The sequence below is a fragment of the Aquabacter albus genome, from assembly GCF_040049275.1.
In the GTDB taxonomy this organism is placed as follows: Bacteria; Pseudomonadota; Alphaproteobacteria; order Rhizobiales; family Xanthobacteraceae; genus Aquabacter.
Genome location: NZ_JBDZDT010000007.1, coordinates 1 through 15,749 on the forward strand (window position 1 = coordinate 1; position 15,749 = coordinate 15,749).

At 67.7% G+C, this 15,749-nt stretch carries 11 protein-coding genes, 1 tRNA gene and 1 pseudogene; 9 read left to right on the plus strand and 4 right to left on the minus strand.

The window, feature by feature from the left end:
• Positions 1-97: pseudogene (locus tag ABLE91_RS18220) on the plus strand (IS5/IS1182 family transposase); the annotation flags it as partial.
• Between the two features lie 63 nt (positions 98-160).
• Here the strand turns inward: ABLE91_RS18220 and ABLE91_RS18225 are convergent.
• The 3 genes from ABLE91_RS18225 to ABLE91_RS18235 form a co-directional block, all read right to left on the minus strand.
• Entirely contained in the window at positions 161-976 is an 816-nt protein-coding gene (locus ABLE91_RS18225; protein WP_348933039.1) for an IclR family transcriptional regulator, read from the minus strand.
• A gap of 132 nt (positions 977-1,108) precedes the next feature.
• Positions 1,109-2,527, minus strand: a complete 1,419-nt coding sequence (locus tag ABLE91_RS18230) for an MmgE/PrpD family protein (protein ID WP_348933041.1) — start codon at positions 2,525-2,527, stop codon at positions 1,109-1,111.
• Positions 2,528-2,588: 61 nt separating this feature from the next.
• Positions 2,589-3,566 (minus strand): Bug family tripartite tricarboxylate transporter substrate binding protein, encoded by a 978-nt coding sequence (locus tag ABLE91_RS18235; RefSeq protein ID WP_348933043.1) that lies wholly within the window; start codon positions 3,564-3,566, stop codon positions 2,589-2,591.
• A 447-nt stretch (positions 3,567-4,013) separates the two neighbouring features.
• Between ABLE91_RS18235 and ABLE91_RS18240 the strand changes: the two genes are divergently transcribed.
• Positions 4,014-5,162 (plus strand): alpha/beta hydrolase, encoded by a 1,149-nt coding sequence (locus tag ABLE91_RS18240; RefSeq protein ID WP_348933046.1) that lies wholly within the window; start codon positions 4,014-4,016, stop codon positions 5,160-5,162.
• Positions 5,163-5,200: 38 nt separating this feature from the next.
• On the opposite strand, the gene ABLE91_RS18245 is transcribed toward ABLE91_RS18240, so the two are convergent.
• Positions 5,201-8,497, minus strand: coding sequence for an Ig-like domain-containing protein (locus ABLE91_RS18245; protein WP_348933048.1), 3,297 nt, complete (start codon positions 8,495-8,497; stop codon positions 5,201-5,203).
• Between the two features lie 531 nt (positions 8,498-9,028).
• Here ABLE91_RS18245 and edd point away from each other — a divergent pair.
• The 7 genes from edd to ABLE91_RS28970 all read left to right on the plus strand — a co-directional run bounded on the left by edd (position 9,029) and on the right by ABLE91_RS28970 (position 15,744).
• Positions 9,029-10,870, plus strand: a complete 1,842-nt coding sequence (edd, locus tag ABLE91_RS18250; RefSeq protein ID WP_348933051.1) for a phosphogluconate dehydratase — start codon at positions 9,029-9,031, stop codon at positions 10,868-10,870.
• A 202-nt stretch (positions 10,871-11,072) separates the two neighbouring features.
• On the plus strand, positions 11,073-12,089 hold the full coding sequence (locus tag ABLE91_RS18255) for an MBL fold metallo-hydrolase (protein ID WP_348933054.1): 1,017 nt from the start codon (positions 11,073-11,075) through the stop codon (positions 12,087-12,089).
• A gap of 395 nt (positions 12,090-12,484) precedes the next feature.
• Positions 12,485-13,411 (plus strand): sulfite exporter TauE/SafE family protein, encoded by a 927-nt coding sequence (locus tag ABLE91_RS18260; RefSeq protein WP_348933056.1) that lies wholly within the window; start codon positions 12,485-12,487, stop codon positions 13,409-13,411.
• Complete coding sequence (locus tag ABLE91_RS18265; protein WP_348933059.1) at positions 13,408-14,166, plus strand: TIGR02186 family protein; 759 nt, start codon at positions 13,408-13,410, stop codon at positions 14,164-14,166. The genes ABLE91_RS18260 and ABLE91_RS18265 overlap by 4 nt, the downstream gene beginning before the upstream one ends.
• A gap of 333 nt (positions 14,167-14,499) precedes the next feature.
• Positions 14,500-15,285 (plus strand): enoyl-CoA hydratase-related protein, encoded by a 786-nt coding sequence (locus ABLE91_RS18270; RefSeq protein WP_348933062.1) that lies wholly within the window; start codon positions 14,500-14,502, stop codon positions 15,283-15,285.
• Positions 15,286-15,351: 66 nt separating this feature from the next.
• Positions 15,352-15,426: transfer RNA gene (locus ABLE91_RS18275), tRNA-Gln, on the plus strand.
• Between the two features lie 114 nt (positions 15,427-15,540).
• Complete coding sequence (locus ABLE91_RS28970) at positions 15,541-15,744, plus strand: DUF6538 domain-containing protein (protein WP_510181977.1); 204 nt, start codon at positions 15,541-15,543, stop codon at positions 15,742-15,744.
• The last annotated feature ends 5 nt before the right edge of the window (positions 15,745-15,749 follow it).

A 15,749-nucleotide genomic window follows, 5' to 3' on the forward strand; every position in this document is an offset into this window, starting at 1 on the left:
GGACTGGCGACGCATTGCTACCCGATACGACAAGCTTGCCGCCAACTACCTCGCAGGTGCCTACATTGCCGCCGTCATTGCATTCTGGTGCGATTGAGTCCCGACCCTAACCCTCCCCCGCAAGCGGAAGAGGGGATGAAGGCTGCGCTTAGGCGGACCTTCAGTCCGATTCGGCGGCGACCCAGCCGAATTCGGTGGAGAGGCGTTCCGCCGCCCGGCGCACCAGCTGGGCCTTGTCCTGCAAGGTCTGGATCGACAGGCGCCAGATGGGTCCGGAAATGCCGATGGCGCCTACCGCCTGCCCGGTGAAGTCCCACACCGGCGTCGCGCAGCAGCGCACCTCAGTGTTCAGCTCCCCGTCGTCATAGGCGATGCCAGTGCGGCGGACATTCTCGATCTCCTGCACCAGGAGATCCTTGTCGGTGATGGTCTTCTGGGTGAAGGGGGCAAGCGTCGCCGTCTTCAGGTAGCGGTCGAACTGCTGCGAGGTCATGGCCCCCAGAAGCGCCTTGCCCAGCGCCGTGCAATGGGCCGGGCGCACCGCGCCGGCGCGCGAGACCATCTGGAACACGCCGTCCCCGGCCCGCTCCGCTACGATCAGCACCTGGTTGCCCATGCGCACCGCGAAATGGGAGGTCTCGCCGGTGTCGTGGCAGAGATCCTCCAGCACCGGCGTCGCGAGGCTGACCATCTCGATCTCGTCCAGCGAGCTTGCGGCCAGCGCGAACAAGGGGCGGCCGATGCGGTAGCGCTTGCTGTCCTTGATCTGCCGGACATAGCCCAGCGAGACCATGGTCTTCACCAGATGGAACGTGGTGCTGTTATGCAGCTGCACGCTCTTGCTCAGCTCGGCGAGGCTGATGCCATCCCGGTTCCGCGCGATCTCTTCAAGGATGGAGAAGGCCCGCGCCAGCGATTGAACGCCGCCACGGTCCTTGGTCTCGTCGTCGCGCACGGAGGCGACGTCGTCAACCACGGCTTGCTGGGAGGCGGCATTGCGGGGCAAGGCAATTCAATCCTTTGCTGAAAGGGAAGGCGTCTACCTATCTCTCATGGCTCCCCATGGCTTTCAAGTCGTGGTGTCCGTGGCAGCTACACCTTGTCCGCGCTACAGACTGGCAACGGCTCGCCGCGCCTCTGGCGCCGCGAGCAGTTCGGCGAGGCGCGCCACGTCGGCGAGCCGCTCCACGTCGAGAATCATGTCCAGCGCCTGCCGGGCGCGGGCAGGGGAGAAGACCAGCTCCGCATTGCGCAGGAACTTCTCCACCATGTCGGCCTCGGAGAGCGGATTGAGCGGCGAGCCGCGGTCGATGTCCTCGCGCACCGTGACGCTGCGCCCGTCGCTCGTCCGCACCATGACGGCACCGCCATAATGCTTGGGGAAGGAGGTGGCGGGGTCGGCCTCGTAGGTCACCTTGTCCGCCAGCGCCAAAATGCGAGGATCGGCCAATCGCTCGGGGGTGATGTCGGCGAGGGTGAAGCCGCCGGTGAGGAAGCCGGTGGCGGCGGCGAAATAGGCGCTGAACTGGGCGGTGTAGCCGTCCACCGGCCGCTTCTTGGCCGCGCGCGGCTCGCAGATGGTGTTGATGGCGGCCTCGGGCACCAGCACGCGGATTTCCGCCACCTCGTCCGCCGAGAACCCGCTTTCGCGGGCGGCGCGCGCGGCGGCGTCGATGAGCGGGATGTTGAAATAGCAGGCCGCCAGAGGCTTCACGGAAATGTCCTGGAGCAGCCAGCGCTCGCCCAGCCCCTCTGTCGCGAGCGCATAATCGTGGCCGCCCTCCACTTCGCCGAGATAGAGCCGATAGAGGCCGAAGCGCCCCTCATAGGGCGTGCTCGGCCCGGTGAAGCCGCCCTTGGCGAGGGTGGCGGCGGTGATGCCGGCGGTGGCGCCCCATCCGGGATGGAAGCGCTTGGTCCAGGCCATCTCCGTGGTGAATTCCTGGTTCCCCGCCGCCGCGCTGTAGGCGATGCCCTGGGCCATGGCGAGCTGGTGGGCATCAAGCTCCAGCAGGCGCCCCGCCACGAACGTGCCGGCGAACACGCCGATGACACCCGAGGGGTGGAAGCCGCGCTTCTGGAACCCGCCTTTCGCCACCGCCCCGAGCCGGATGGCGCCCTCCAGGCCGGCAATATAGGCGGCGAGCATCTGCGCGCCGGAGGCTTTCAGATGGGCGCCCAGGGCCAGCGCGCCGGGCACGCAGGCGGAGCTGGGATGGACCCGGCCGTAGATGGAGGTGTCGTCATAGTCGATGCCGTGGATCAGCATGCCGTTGACGAGCGCCGCGTCGCGCACCGTGAGGCGCTCGGCCGAGCCGATGACGGGAGAGGCGCCCCGCTCCACCTGCGCCAGCGCGGACGCGGCCATGTGGCCGAAATCCAGCGACGAGGACGCGAGCGCGACGCCGGCCGAATCCATCAGCAGCAGCTTGGCGCGATGGCGGACGGCGGCGTCCACCCGGTCGAGATCGAGGCCGGACACGAACGCGCCGAGGGTCTGCGAAATGGTTCGGGATGCCACGCTCATAAGCGGCTCCTGACAGGGAGGCACGCGTGCCGGCCCGGCACGGGCCGGGCCGGCCCACGCATCATTCGGGCTTCAGATTCTCTTCGCGGACGAGCTTGCCCCATTTGGCAATCTCGGCATCGACGAAGGCGCCGAACTTCTCAGGATTGCTGCCCGTCACGGGCTCCGCGCCGATGGCGCGCATTCGCTCGACCACATCCGGCATGACCAGCACCTTCTGGAGCGCCGCGTTCATGATGTCGATCTGCTCGCGCTTCGTGCCTTTGGGGGCATTCAGGCCATACCATTCGTACACCACGAAATTCGGCAAGCCGGCCTCGATGGCGGTGGGGGTCTGGGGCAGCAGCTCGCTGCGCGCCTCGCTGGTGACGGCCAGCACGCGCAGGCGGCCGGATTTCACGTTCGCCAGCACGCCGGCGAGCGTGGTGAACATCATCTGGATCTCGCCGCCCATGAGGCCGGTCACCGCCGGGCCGGTGCCCTTATAGTTCACGTCCGTCGCCTTCACGCCGGCGGCGCGCTGGAACTGGAGGAGGCCGAGATGGCTGGGCGAGCCATAGCCGGTGAAGCCGGCATTCACGACATCCGGCTCCTTCTTCATCTTGGCGATCAGCTCTTCGACCGTCTTCGGTTCGAAATTGGCGTTCACCACCAGCACGTAGGTGCCCGTGCCGAGCAGCGCGACCGGCTCGAAATCCTTCACGGTGTTGTAGGGCAGGGTCGGCTGGAGCGTCGCGTTGACCGCGAAGCTCTGGGTGGGGAAGCCGAAATTATAGCCGTCCGGCGCCGCCTTGGCCGCCGCGTCCATGCCGATGATGGTGCCGGCGCCGCCGCGATTGTCGACGATGATCTGCTGGCCCAGCAGCTCGCCCGCCTTGTTGGCGAGGATGCGCGCCACCGCGTCCGTGCCGCCGCCCGGAGGCCAGGGGACGATGTAGCGGATGGTGCGCGTGGGATATTGCTGGGCGAAGGCCGGCAGGCATGTGGCCTGGGCCAGGACGAGGCTCGCGGCGATGGCGAGCAGGCGCTTGATCTTCATGGGTTCTCCCTCCCGGCTCATATTCTGGTCTGTGGCCCCGGAACGCTCCTTGCTGCCTGGCGTCAGCCCCCGCTCCTCGCGGCCCCCGGCGGGGATCGCGTATGGTCGGGGTGGAGCTTTCATTGTCGGAGAATCGTCCTGTAGTGGCCACCCGTCGCCGAAGCGGCGGAATACGCGCCCGAATAGGCCCTATCTGGCGCGAAATCGGGGTCTACGAGGCGATGTACCGACCGTAAATCGTGCTGTTCTCCGCTTTTCTCCCGCATTGCGGGTTCGAGGCTCGTAGCGTCCGTTTTATCGCATATTGCGAAAATGAAAACCTCAATGTAGTAGAAATTGTCCCCGCAGGGGGCTGCCTGCCCTCGGCGGGCGATGACCAATGCACGGCACGGCTCCAGGCGCTCGCCGCCGGTTCCCACCGTAAAAGACGCAAAGAGAGGACACGCCATGGGCGGCTGGATCGACCATTTCCCCGACAATTTCCTCTGGTCGAACGCCACCATCATCATCAAGGGCATGGTGCCCTATGGGGTCGTCTCCGCCGAGGAGATCGACCGGGTGTGCGAGAAGCTCGCGGTCCGCCAGGGCGAGCCCGAGGCCTGGTGGGAGGAATGGACCACCATGGGGCGGACGCTCGAGGCGCGCGCCGAGGAAGCGGTCGCGGAAGGCCGCCAGCGCACCGCCGGCTCGCTCTACATGCGCGCAGCCCATTATTACTATACGGGCGAGCGCTTCATGCTGCCGGGGCCCGAGAAGAAGAAGCTCTCGGAGACGTCCTTCGCGTGCTTCCATGCCGGCCTGCGCCGCCGCTATCCGCAGATCGAGTTCGTCGAGATCCCGTACGAGAATTCGAGCCTGCCGGCCCTGTTCTTCCCCGCTGCCGACACGTCCAAGCCCGCCCCCACCGTGGTGGTCTTCAACGGCATGGACAATTGCAAGGAGATGAGCATCGTCTTCGCCGGCACCGAATTCTCCCAGCGCGGCTTCAACACGCTGTGCGTGGACGGGCCGGGGCAGGGCGAGATGCGGCGCCTGCGCGACGTGCCCGCGCGCTATGATTTCGAGGTGGCCGGCACCGCCGCCTATGAGTATGCCGTCACCCGCCCCGAAGTGGACCCCGAGCGGGTGGTCGTCATGGGCTACAGCTTCGGCGGCTATTACACCGGCCGCGTCGCGGCCTTCGAGAAGCGCTATGCCGGTTGCGTCGCCATGAGCGCGCTGCACTGGGACCTCGCCGCCTGGCAGCAGAAGATCCTCGACCGCACCCGCGCCGCGCCCAAGAGCATCGCCCAGTCGAACTTCCAGTTCCAATGGGTCGTGGGCGCCGACACGCCGGAAGAGGCCATCGAGATCGCCAAGAAGTTCACCCTGAAGGACGTGGCGAAGGACATCACCCAGCCCTTCCTCGTGACCCATGGCGGCAACGACCGGCTGGTGCCGGTGGTGAGCGCGCAACTGCTCTATGACGCGGTGGGCTCGACGAACAAGACCATCAAGATCTTCGCCACCGAGGAAGGCGGCGCGGAGCATTGCTCCATCGACTTCCGCCCCACCGGCATCGACTATATCGCCGACTGGATCGAGGCGAACATCTGACGCCGTCTTCCGAACGGCGCCTTCGGGCGCCGTTCGCATCAGAGGGCGGGGGTGACGAGGTCGAACTGGACGAGGAGATCGTTGAAGTCGCGATCCCCGCCGCCCATGAGATCTTCCCAGCCCCACGTGTTGAGGCCGTAATTCCACACGTGATTGACGCCCTCGCCGTCCACCTGCTCGTTGGCCCGGCCGAACATGTAGAAATCGTGGCCGCCCGACGCGAGCCGCATGGCGAAGAGATCGCCCGAATCCACCCCCGTGACGCGCGCTTCCCCATAGGCGCCGTAGCCGGCGCCGGAAATCCAGGCGGCGCCGGTGTCGGTCTGGTAGGCATGGGCGCGGCTCGCCGCATCGTAGCCGGCATCGCCGGGCCGCAGCCCGTCCACGGCGCCGGAATAATCGTCCACTTGGTAGACCATGAGCTGGACGTCCTGCAGGCCGTTCTGGCGCAGGCGGATGAGCATGTCCTGGTCCCCGGCGCCGCCCAAGGTCTGCGCGGTGGTGACGAGGCGCGAGACTTCCACGGCGCTGTCGCCGTCTGAGCTGACGAAGTCGATGAGGCCGAAGGTGTTTGAAATCACCGCATGCGGCGTGCCCGCGTCCTCGCCTCCGATCTTCACGGCGAGCCGCGCGCCGTCCGCCATGTCTGCCTGATGGATGCTGCCCTGCCCGCCGCCATCCTGGGCGGTGACGGCGGCGACTGAGAAGTCGGGTCGCAGCGCCTTCAGGGCGAACGCACGCGACCAGGCATTGTCCCCCGACACGCCGCTGGCGAACGAGGTCTCCGCCCCGCCGAACTGGAGCACCACGTCGTGCCCCTCGGAGGAGACCACCTGGAAGACGAGGCTCTGCTTCGCCGCGCTCAGCCAGTCCCCGGCAGCGTCGGAGGCAGCCATATCAGGCACGGTCCCCGACAGCCCGAGGGCGATGGAGGCAAGGGTGCCGAGCAGGGCGTCGGCGTCCCTTACGGTCGTGCCATCGAGGACGCCGGGCGCGACCACCGGGACGACGGGTAGGATCTCCGCCGGGCCGTCGACGGAGATGCCGTGCTCCTCCAGCACGTCTTCGAGCCGGGGCAGGACGGACGAGAGGAAGGCCGAGCTGGTGACGATGGCGGAGGCCTGTGCGCCTGCGGCATCGGCAACGGTGTAGCTGAAGGTGGCGGCGCCCGAATGACCCTCGGCATGGATGAAGGCGAGCCGTCCGTCCGCCCCCAGCATCACCGTTCCGCCGTCCACGGCGACCGAGCTGCCTGAGATGACGGCGTGCCCGTCAATGGCGGTGATGCGCAGGAGATCGCCCTCCGGATCGCCGTCATTGGCCAGCACGTCCACCACCGCCGGGCCGCCATTGTCCGGGAGGGTGAAGGCGTCGCTCCGGGCGACCGGGGTGTCGTTGACGGGCGTCACCGTGCCCGAGACATGGGCGGTGGAGGCGATGCCTGCCGGGTTCACGATGGTGTAGCTGAAGCCCGCGCCGCCATGGAAGTCGGCATCGGGCGAGAAGGCGAGGTTCCCGTCCGCCCCGAGCTTCACCGTGCCGCCCGCCACCGTCACGGACTGGCCGGCGGCAATGGCGGCGCCGTCAACGAGGGCGATGCGCCACCCGTCCGCGCGTGCGGTGCCGTCATTGGCGAGCACGTCGAGGGTGATGGCGCTGTCCTCAGTGGTGGTGAAGGCGTCTGCTTGCGCGGAGGGCGTCGCCGGGGCCGCCGTCACGGTGCCGGAGACCGTGCCGGTGTCGGTCAGGCCGCCGTCGGAGAGGGTGTAGGTGAAGGAGACCGGACCGGTATAGTCCGGGGCCGGGGCGAAGGTGAGCCGTCCGTCCGCCAGCCGGGTGACGATGCCATTGGCGAGGGCGACGGTGCCCCCGGGCCCGATGTCCATCCCGTTCACCTGGATGATGGACAGGGGGGTGCCGTCGGCGTCCGTGTCGTTGGCGAGCACGTCGATAAGGACGGCGCTGCCACGTGTGGTGGTGAAGCTGTCGTCGGCGGCTGTGGGAGGGGAGGCCGCCGGCGTCACGGTGCCGGAGACCGTGGCGGTGTCGGTCAGGCCGCCGTCGGAGAGGGTGTAGGTGAAGGAGACCGCGCCGGCAAAGCCCGAGGCCGGGGTGAAGGAGAGCCGTCCGTCGGCCTCCAAGGTGACGGTCCCGCTCGCGAGGGTGACAGTGCCGCCGACCGCGATGGCCATGCCATTCACCATGACGACGGACAGAAGGTCGCCGTCGGGGTCCATGTCGTTGGCGAGCACGTCGAGGAGGACGGGGGTTCCGGATGCGGTGGTGAAGGTATCGTTGGCGGCCGTGGGAGGAGGGGTGGCCGCCCCCAGCATCACCGAGCCGGAGACCGTGGCGGTGGCCGAACTGATGCCGTCGGTCGCCGTATAGGTGAAGGAGAGCGCCCCGGTATAAGTGCCATCGGGGGTGATGGTGATGATGCCGCTGGGCCCCAGGGTGACCGACCCGTTGACGATGATCACGGTCTCGCCAACGGAGACGCTCGTGCCGTTGATCTCCGTCACCATTGTCAGCGGATTGCCGCCCGAATCGACGTCATTGGCCAGAACGGGAAGGCTGAAGGTCCCCCCCTGCGCCATGCTGAAAGTGTCGTCGACGACTGTGGGAGGAGTGACCGCAGGCGTCACCGTGCCGGAGACCGTGGTGGTTGCGGAATCGATGCCGTCGGAAACCGTGTAGGAGAAGGAGACGGCCCCCGAAAAGGCCGCAACCGGGGTGAAGACGATGCCGCCGACGGTCAGGGTGAGCGTTCCGGCGGCGATCGTCACATCGGACCCCACGGTGACGCTGATCCCTTCGATCTGTGTGACCGTCAGGGTGACGCCTTCGGCATCCACGTCGTTGGCCAGCACATCTATGTTGGCGGTCTGGCCCTGCTGCACGGCGAAGGTGTCGCTCACGGCCACGGGCGCGGTATTGGCCGGGCTCTGGATGACGATGTCCGTGGTTTCGGCAAGCGTTCCGCCAGACCCTGACGCGGGCAGGTCAATGATGACGGGATTGCCCCCTGCGGTGATCGAGCCGCCGTTCAGCTCCAGGGCGTTGATACCGGAATAATCGAGGTCGGCGCTGCTATCGCCCGGCTGGACCTGATAGATGAAGACGCAGCTTCCCGAATTTATCTGACCGTTGGCGATGGCGGCTGCCGTGGCCGTCGCGTCGTAGACGGCGTAGCGGTCGGTGACGCCGGTCTCCAGAAGGAGGCGCGGCGTGCCGGTGACGTTCACACCGTCGTCGAACCGCACCACGATTTCGATGTTGCTGCCCGGCGCGTAGACGCCGTTGGCAGTAAGAGCGGTGACGGACAAGACGGGCATGGCAATGGCCTCTGGTCGGCCGCCTTCTTCAGGCGGCGAATGGAGCTGGAGCCGTCAATCGGATCTCAAGGCATTGAAATAAAAGGCATTCCTCATCCGTAGGCCGTGATCTGCCTGCGGATGAAGAATGCCGATATCACGGTGGTAAGATGGGAAGATGACGGAGGGTTCGTGGCGGCGATGTTCGGTATTTCCGGACGGTGGTGTTAGCGATGTCCGTGTCATCGCTCCGTCAAAGAGATGAAATTATGTTCATAATTACTTGAGTGATCGGATATCTACGTTCGTATCCCGATTTCTCCGTGCGTGTATCCACTATTAAGTCGAAAATTCTTCACATTCCGGCATATCTTGTTGCCGGCAAATGGTCGGGATTCGTGTGAATACTTTTGCCGCATCCTGGTGCGGGATTTTCCGGCTACGCCCCGCCAAACGCAGGGTCAGGCCGCCTTCGTCCCTTCCGATTGGCGCGGCACGCCCCACATGACAGACTTCACGACGCGCCGAGGGCGCGCGGAATCGGAGGTCTGCATGAGCGCGGTTGGCAGCCTGAATGCGAGGATAGGCGAGGTCACGGAGCGCATCACCAAGCGCAGCCGGCCGAAGCGGGAGCGCTATCTCTCGCGTATCGATGCGGCGGTGGAGAACGCCCCGCCGCGCCAGCGCCTCGGCTGCGCCAACCAGGCCCACGGCTTCGCCGCCTGCGGCCCGCTGGACAAGGAGCGCCTGCGGGACGAGGCCACACCGAACCTCGCCATCGTCACCGCCTATAACGACATGCTCTCGGCCCACCAGCCTTATGAGCGCTTCCCCGAGCTGATCCGCGCCGCTGCGCGCGAGGCCAGCGGCACGGCGCAGGTGGCGGGCGGCGTGCCGGCCATGTGCGACGGGGTCACGCAAGGGGAGGCGGGCATGGAGCTCTCCCTCTTCTCCCGCGACGTCATCGCGCTCTCCACCGCGGTGGCGCTTTCCCACCAGACCTTCGATGCGGCCGTGTTCCTCGGCATCTGCGACAAGATCGTGCCGGGGCTGGTGATCGGCGCGCTCTCCTTCGGGCATCTGCCGGCGGTGTTCATCCCGGGCGGCCCCATGACATCAGGCCTGCCGAACGACGAGAAATCGCGCATTCGCCAGCTTTATGCGGAGGGCAAGATCGACCGGGCGGGGCTGCTGGATTCGGAGTCCAAGTCCTATCACGGGCCGGGCACCTGCACCTTCTACGGCACCGCCAACACCAACCAGATGATGATGGAGATCATGGGCCTCCATCTGCCCGGCGCCTCCTTCATCAATCCCAACACCCCCTTGCGCGACGCGCTCACCCGCGAGGCCGCCAAGCGTGCGCTGGCCATCACGGCGCTCGGCAACGATTTCACGCCGGTGGGCCGGGTGCTGGACGAGAAGGCGTTCGTCAATGCGGTGGTGGGGCTTCACGCCACGGGCGGCTCCACCAATCACACGCTCCATCTCGTCGCCATGGCGGCGGCGGGGGGGATCACGCTCACCTGGGACGATTTCTCGGATCTGGCGGAGGCCGTGCCTTTGCTTGCCCGCGTCTATCCCAACGGCAAGGCGGACGTGAACCATTTCCATGCCGCCGGCGGCATGGGCTTCGTGATCCGCGAGCTGCTGGGCGCCGGCCTGCTCCACCGCGACGTGAAGACCGTGTGGGGCACGGGCCTCGACGGCTACGTGGCCGAGCCCGGCTTGGGCGAGGACGACCAGCTGGTCTGGCGCGATGGGGCGGCGGAGAGCGGGGACACCGCCATCCTGCGCGGCACGGCGGCGCCCTTCCAGGCCACCGGCGGGCTGAAGGTGATGGGCGGCAATCTCGGCCGCGCGGTGGTGAAGACCTCCGCCGTGGCTACCGAGCGCCACATCATCGAGGCGCCCGCCCGCGTGTTCCATTCCCAGGAGGCGTTCCAGGAGGCGTTCAAGGCCAAGGAGCTGACCGGCGATTTCGTCGCGGTGGTCCGCTTCCAGGGCCCCGGCGCCAACGGCATGCCCGAGCTGCACAAGCTGATGCCGCCCCTCGGCGTGCTCCAGGACCGGGGGCAGAAGGTGGCCCTCGTCACCGATGGGCGCATGTCCGGGGCCTCCGGCAAGGTGCTCTCCGCCATCCATGTGACGCCGGAGGCCGCGCGCGGCGGCGCCATCGCCAAGATCCGCGATGGCGACATGGTGCGGGTGGATGCGGTGGTGGGCGACCTGGAGGTTCTGGTGGACCCGGTGGAATGGGCCAAGCGCCCGCCCGCGACGGCGGACCTCTCCGCCTCCCATTCCGGCGTCGGCCGTGAGCTGTTCACGCCCTTCCGCGCGGCAGTGGGCGCGGCCGATAGCGGCGGCACCATCTTCGCCGAAGCCTTCGCCTGAGGCGCCATAAGCCCCCTCTCCCGCTTGCGGGGGAGGGCTGGGGAGGGGGGAAGGTCGCCCTCTCCATACCTTCCAGCGCTCCACTGCTTGAGAGCCGCCTTCCTGACCCTCCCCCGCAAGCGGGAGAGGGGAGGCTCGCGTGGGAGGCGATTGCGCGACTGGCGCCATCTGGCGTAAGCACAATGTAAGGAAGGCTTACAGGATGGCAGAGTTGGAGATCGAGGCGACGCGCCCCATAGAGCGGCCCATCGAGATCGTGCCGGGGCTGCTGCGGGTCCGCGTGCCGCTGCCATTCCCGCCCACCGAAGTGAATGCGTGGCTGCTGGCGGACGCGGGCGGCTGGACGCTGATCGATTCCGGCGTGGACGATGCCCCGACCCGGGCACTGTTCACCGACGTGCTGGCCGACCCCATGCTGAACGGGGAGGGGATCACCCGCCTCCTCATCACCCATTTCCACCCCGACCATATCGGCCTTGCCGGCTGGCTGCAGGCCCGCACCGGCGCGCCCATCCATATGAGCCGTGTGGAATGGCTCCAGGCCCGCGTGATCCTCGCCGATCCGCCGGAGGTGCCGCTCAAGGCCTATATCGACCAGTATCGCTGGTGCGGGGCGTCGGAGGACTATCTCGCCCTCCTGGCGCGGCGGGGCCTGATGTATCGCAAATGGGTCGGCCCGCTGCCCTATGCCTATTCCGCCATCCGCGAGGGCGACGAATTCGCGCTGGCCGGCACCCATTGGCGGGTGATGATCGGCGAGGGCCACGCGCCGGAAATGGTCTGCCTCTACAGCGCCGAGCGGGGGATACTCATCGCCGCCGACCAGATCCTCGGCCGCATCACGCCCCATATCGGCCTTCACCCTTCCGACCCCAGCGCCGATCCTCTGGGGGACTTCCTCGCCAGCCTCTCAAAGTTCGAGGCGCTCCCGGCGGACACGCTGGTTCTGCCCTCCCATGGCGATCCCTTCCACGGCCTGCCGGAGCGCATCGCGGCGCTGCGGGCGCACCATGACGAGCGCCTCGGCCGGCTCATGGACTTCTGCGACACGCCGCGCTCGGTGATGGACACGACGCGGGTGCTGTTCCGCAGCCTCGCCCCGGAGCAGGTGGGCTTCGCGCTGAGCGAGGCGCTGGCCCATGTGCGCTACCTCGTCCTGCGCGGCGCGCTGGAAGATGTTGGCGATAGCGAAGTCGGGCTGTTCGTGCGGTCGCAGTGATTACCATGCCCGGGCTTGGCCCGGGCACCTGCGGCCACATGCGTGCTGTGTTCCCTCTCTCCACCTCTCCCCGAGGGGGAGAGGTCGGCTGCGGAGCAGCCGGGTGAGGGGGCTCCGGCGTTTCAGGATTTGAGAGGATTGTCCCCCTCACCCCAACCCTCTCCCCCGCGGGGAGAGGGGGCACAGTGTGCCCGGTGGCGCGATGCGTCCCAAGGTGAGCAGGGTATCCCCGGATCAGGTCCGGGGATGACTGTCGGACGCGTCACCCACCGGCAGGCGCGCCGTCGCGCCGCAGGCGGGATGCGCGCCGCCGCAAATCAACATCCGCACTTTCGTGCCGAACCCTGCTATAGGACGGCGTCAACCCCCGGCCCGCAGCGCGGAGCGGCCTGAGTGTGACGATTTACCTGCCCATCGCCGAAATCCCGGTCGCCATTTTCACCATCTTCGCCATGGGCCTCGCCGTGGGGTTCATCTCCGGCATGTTCGGCGTGGGCGGCGGGTTCCTCATGACGCCGCTGCTCATCTTCACCGGCGTGCCGGCGTCGGTGGCAGTCGCCAGCGTCTCCGCCCACATGGCGGCCTCCTCCTTCTCCGGCGCGCTCTCCTATCTCCGCAAGGGGCTCATCGACCTGCCGCTGGCCGGCTTCCTCCTGGGCGGAGGGCTTGCCGGCACGGCGCTGGGGGTCGCCGCCTTCGCGCTCATGCGCGCCTATGGGCAAGTCGACCTCGTCATCGGCATTTCCTACGTGCTGCTGCTGGGCGGGGTCGGCCTCCTGATGATGGTGGAAAGCGTGCGCGCCATCCTGCGAACCCTGAGAGGGCACAGGGCGCAGGTGCGCCGGCCCGGCACCCATGGATGGTTCCTGCGGCTGCCGCTGAAGATCCGCTTCCGCCGCTCGCGCATTTATGTGTCGGTCATCCCCGTGGTGGCGCTGGGGCTGGTGATCGGCTTCCTCGGCGCGCTGCTGGGCGTCGGCGGCGGCTTCCTGCTGGTGCCCGCGCTCATCTATCTCCTGCGGGTGCCGACGCAGATGTCGGTGGGCACCTCGCTCGTCCTGACCCTTGCCACCATGACGGCGGCGACCGTGCTGCACGCGGCCTTCAACGGCACGGTGGACGCCGTCCTCGCGCTGATCCTGATGATCGGCGGCACCATGGGCGCGCAGTTCGGCGCGCGGGCGGGGCAGCGGCTGAAGGCGGAGCATCTGCGCCTGCTGCTTGCCCTGCTGGTGCTCGCGGTGGGCCTTCGGGTGGGCTACGATCTCGTCCGGCCGCCGGCCGACCCCTTCGTCATCACCCTGCGCGAGGGCCGGTCATGAACCGCGCTCTGCTTCTGGCGCTGCTCCTGCTGCTACCCTCGGCAACGTGGGCGGAGCGGCTGGTGCTGTCCGTCTCGCAGCCGGAAGTGCTCATCGCCTCCAACTTCACGGGGGCGGACCTGGTGCTGTTCGGGGTGGTGGAGGGGCGCCCGCCGGGCGAGCACGCCTACGATTTCGCCGTCACCGTGCGCGGGCCGCAGGAGACCTTCGTCACCTGGCGGAAATCCCGCGTGCTCGGCCTCTACGTCAACACGGACAGTCGCACCTTCGTGGACAGCCCCGCAGTCCTTGCGGTGGCCACCAACAAGCCGGCCGAGGAGATCGCCCCGCCCGACGTCCTGCGGCGCGAGCAGATCGGCATCACCCGCAACATCTTCGTCCAGCGCGTGGGCACGGACTATGCGGACGTGGTGCCGGACGATCCGTTCCGCCTCGCCTTCCTGCGCATCAAGAAGGCCGACGGCCTCTATGCGGAGGAGCCGCACGGCGTGACCCTGCTCTCGCCCGCGGTGTTCCGCACCAGCTTCCGCATTCCCGCCAGCGCGCCGGTGGGCGCCTATGAGGTGACGGTCAAGCTGTTCGAGGGCGGCCACCTACTCGCGAGCGCGGTCACCTCCGTGACGGTGCGCAAGGACGGCTACGGCCAGCAGCTCGCCGCCTTCGCCGAGCAGCGGGGATGGCTCTACGGCTTCGGGGTCGCCCTCGGCGCCCTGTTCGTGGGCCTCAGCGCCAATTTCCTGTTCCGGCGGGACTGAGGCCAAGCACAGCTTGGGGCTGTCATAGCGCGGCAGGGTTGTAAAATACCGTTTTCCAGAAACCGTGGGACGAATCCGGTTTTTTGGATCCAAAATGATCCAAAGTGGATTGCATTCGGCGGGGGGCGTCAGTAACACACATCGTAAGGTATCCGACGCTTTAGAGCGTCGGCTCGTCGCCTCCGGGTGCCAAGCCCTGACAGGCACCTGGTGGAGGCGGGGCGGCGTCTTTTGAGTGCGCCGTCCCGCGTTCCATCTCCCTGCACCTTCCGGGCAGTAGGCAGAGCGCCCAAACTTGGGCTATGTGGTCCGGCTTCGCACGGCGGGGGACCCATGGCTTCCGGTGACGTCTCAGTGACCATCGATGGCGGCATCGCCCGCCTCGTTCTGTCCAATCCCGAACGGCGCAATGCCATTTCCAGCGGCATGTGGCACGCGCTCGCGGCTTTTGCGGCCGATGCCGCGCGGCGCACCGACGTGCGCGTGGCGCTGATCCGGGGGGAGGGGACGCTCGCTTTCTCCGGCGGCGCCGACATCTCCGATTTCAGCGCGGCGCGCTCGGACGCTTCCGGCGCCCAGACCTATGACGAATTGGTGGAAAGCGCGTGCGCCGCCATCGAAGGGCTCGGCTGCCCCACCGTCGCGCTGCTGCGCGGCGCCTGCGTCGGCGCGGGGGCGGCGCTGGCGGCGAGCTGCGACATCAGGATCGCCGCCGACGATGCCTTCCTCGCCATTCCCGCCGCCCGCCTCGGCCTCGGCTACGATCCGCGCGGCGTCGCGCGCCTCGTGCGCGCCTATGGCAGCCATGCGGCACGCCAGCTCTTCTTCACCGCCGAGCGGCTGCCCGCGCGCCGCGCCTTCGAGATGGGCGCCCTCGACCATCTGGCAACGCCGGAGGAGGTGGACGCGCTCGCCGACAAGATCGCCGCGCGCATCGCCGAGAACGCCCCTCTCACCCTGAAGGCGGCGAAGCTCTCCATCCGCGCCGCCGAGGGCGTGGGCGGCGGCGTCCTCACCGAGGCGCGCCACCTCACCCAGGTGGCCAATGCCAGCGCCGATTATCGCGAAGGGCGCCTCGCCTTCGCCGAGAAGCGCGCGCCCCGCTTCACCGGAAGCTGACCCGGGAAAAGCGGCTTGCGGGGCGTTGCGTCGGCGCAGCGTCCCCCTTATGGTCCGCGCCCGCGTTGGGGCGTAGCCAAGTGGTAAGGCAGGGGATTTTGATTCCCCCATTCCCAGGTTCGAATCCTGGCGCCCCAGCCAATTTCCCGCGAAATGCCCGTTCCCAAGCGCCTGAGCCGGTTCGCACCTGCAGATTTGGCCTGTTGCTGCAATCCGCTGCTAAAAGCCCGCCTTGGCGGGCTCGTTGGGAGCAGCATGGGGACCATTGCGAATGGGACACTCCGGAGCGGCGTCTATCACTTCAGGCGGGCAGTTCCGGAAGCGTTTCGCCGGCATGTGCGCCGCTGCGAATTGGTGGTGAGCCTGCGCACGCGTGAAAGCTGCCCATGCCAAGCTCGGGGCAGCTCAGCTATGTGCCGCTTCGGAAACTCTTTTCGCGACGATTCGCTCAACGCCTAGGCACC

Excerpts from the sequence above, each read along its gene's own strand:
- ABLE91_RS18265 (WP_348933059.1), top strand. The coding sequence starts at position 13,408 with ATGAACCGCGCTCTGCTTCTGGCGCTGCTCCTGCTGCTACCCTCGGCA.
- ABLE91_RS18270 (WP_348933062.1), top strand. The coding sequence starts at position 14,500 with ATGGCTTCCGGTGACGTCTCAGTGACCATCGATGGCGGCATCGCCCGC.
- ABLE91_RS18235 (WP_348933043.1), bottom strand. The coding sequence starts at position 3,566 with ATGAAGATCAAGCGCCTGCTCGCCATCGCCGCGAGCCTCGTCCTGGCC.
- ABLE91_RS28970 (WP_510181977.1), top strand. The coding sequence starts at position 15,541 with ATGGGGACCATTGCGAATGGGACACTCCGGAGCGGCGTCTATCACTTC.
- ABLE91_RS18230 (WP_348933041.1), bottom strand. The coding sequence starts at position 2,527 with ATGAGCGTGGCATCCCGAACCATTTCGCAGACCCTCGGCGCGTTCGTG.
- ABLE91_RS18240 (WP_348933046.1), top strand. The coding sequence starts at position 4,014 with ATGGGCGGCTGGATCGACCATTTCCCCGACAATTTCCTCTGGTCGAAC.
- ABLE91_RS18245 (WP_348933048.1), bottom strand. The coding sequence starts at position 8,497 with ATGCCCGTCTTGTCCGTCACCGCTCTTACTGCCAACGGCGTCTACGCG.
- edd (WP_348933051.1), top strand. The coding sequence starts at position 9,029 with ATGAGCGCGGTTGGCAGCCTGAATGCGAGGATAGGCGAGGTCACGGAG.
- ABLE91_RS18255 (WP_348933054.1), top strand. The coding sequence starts at position 11,073 with ATGGCAGAGTTGGAGATCGAGGCGACGCGCCCCATAGAGCGGCCCATC.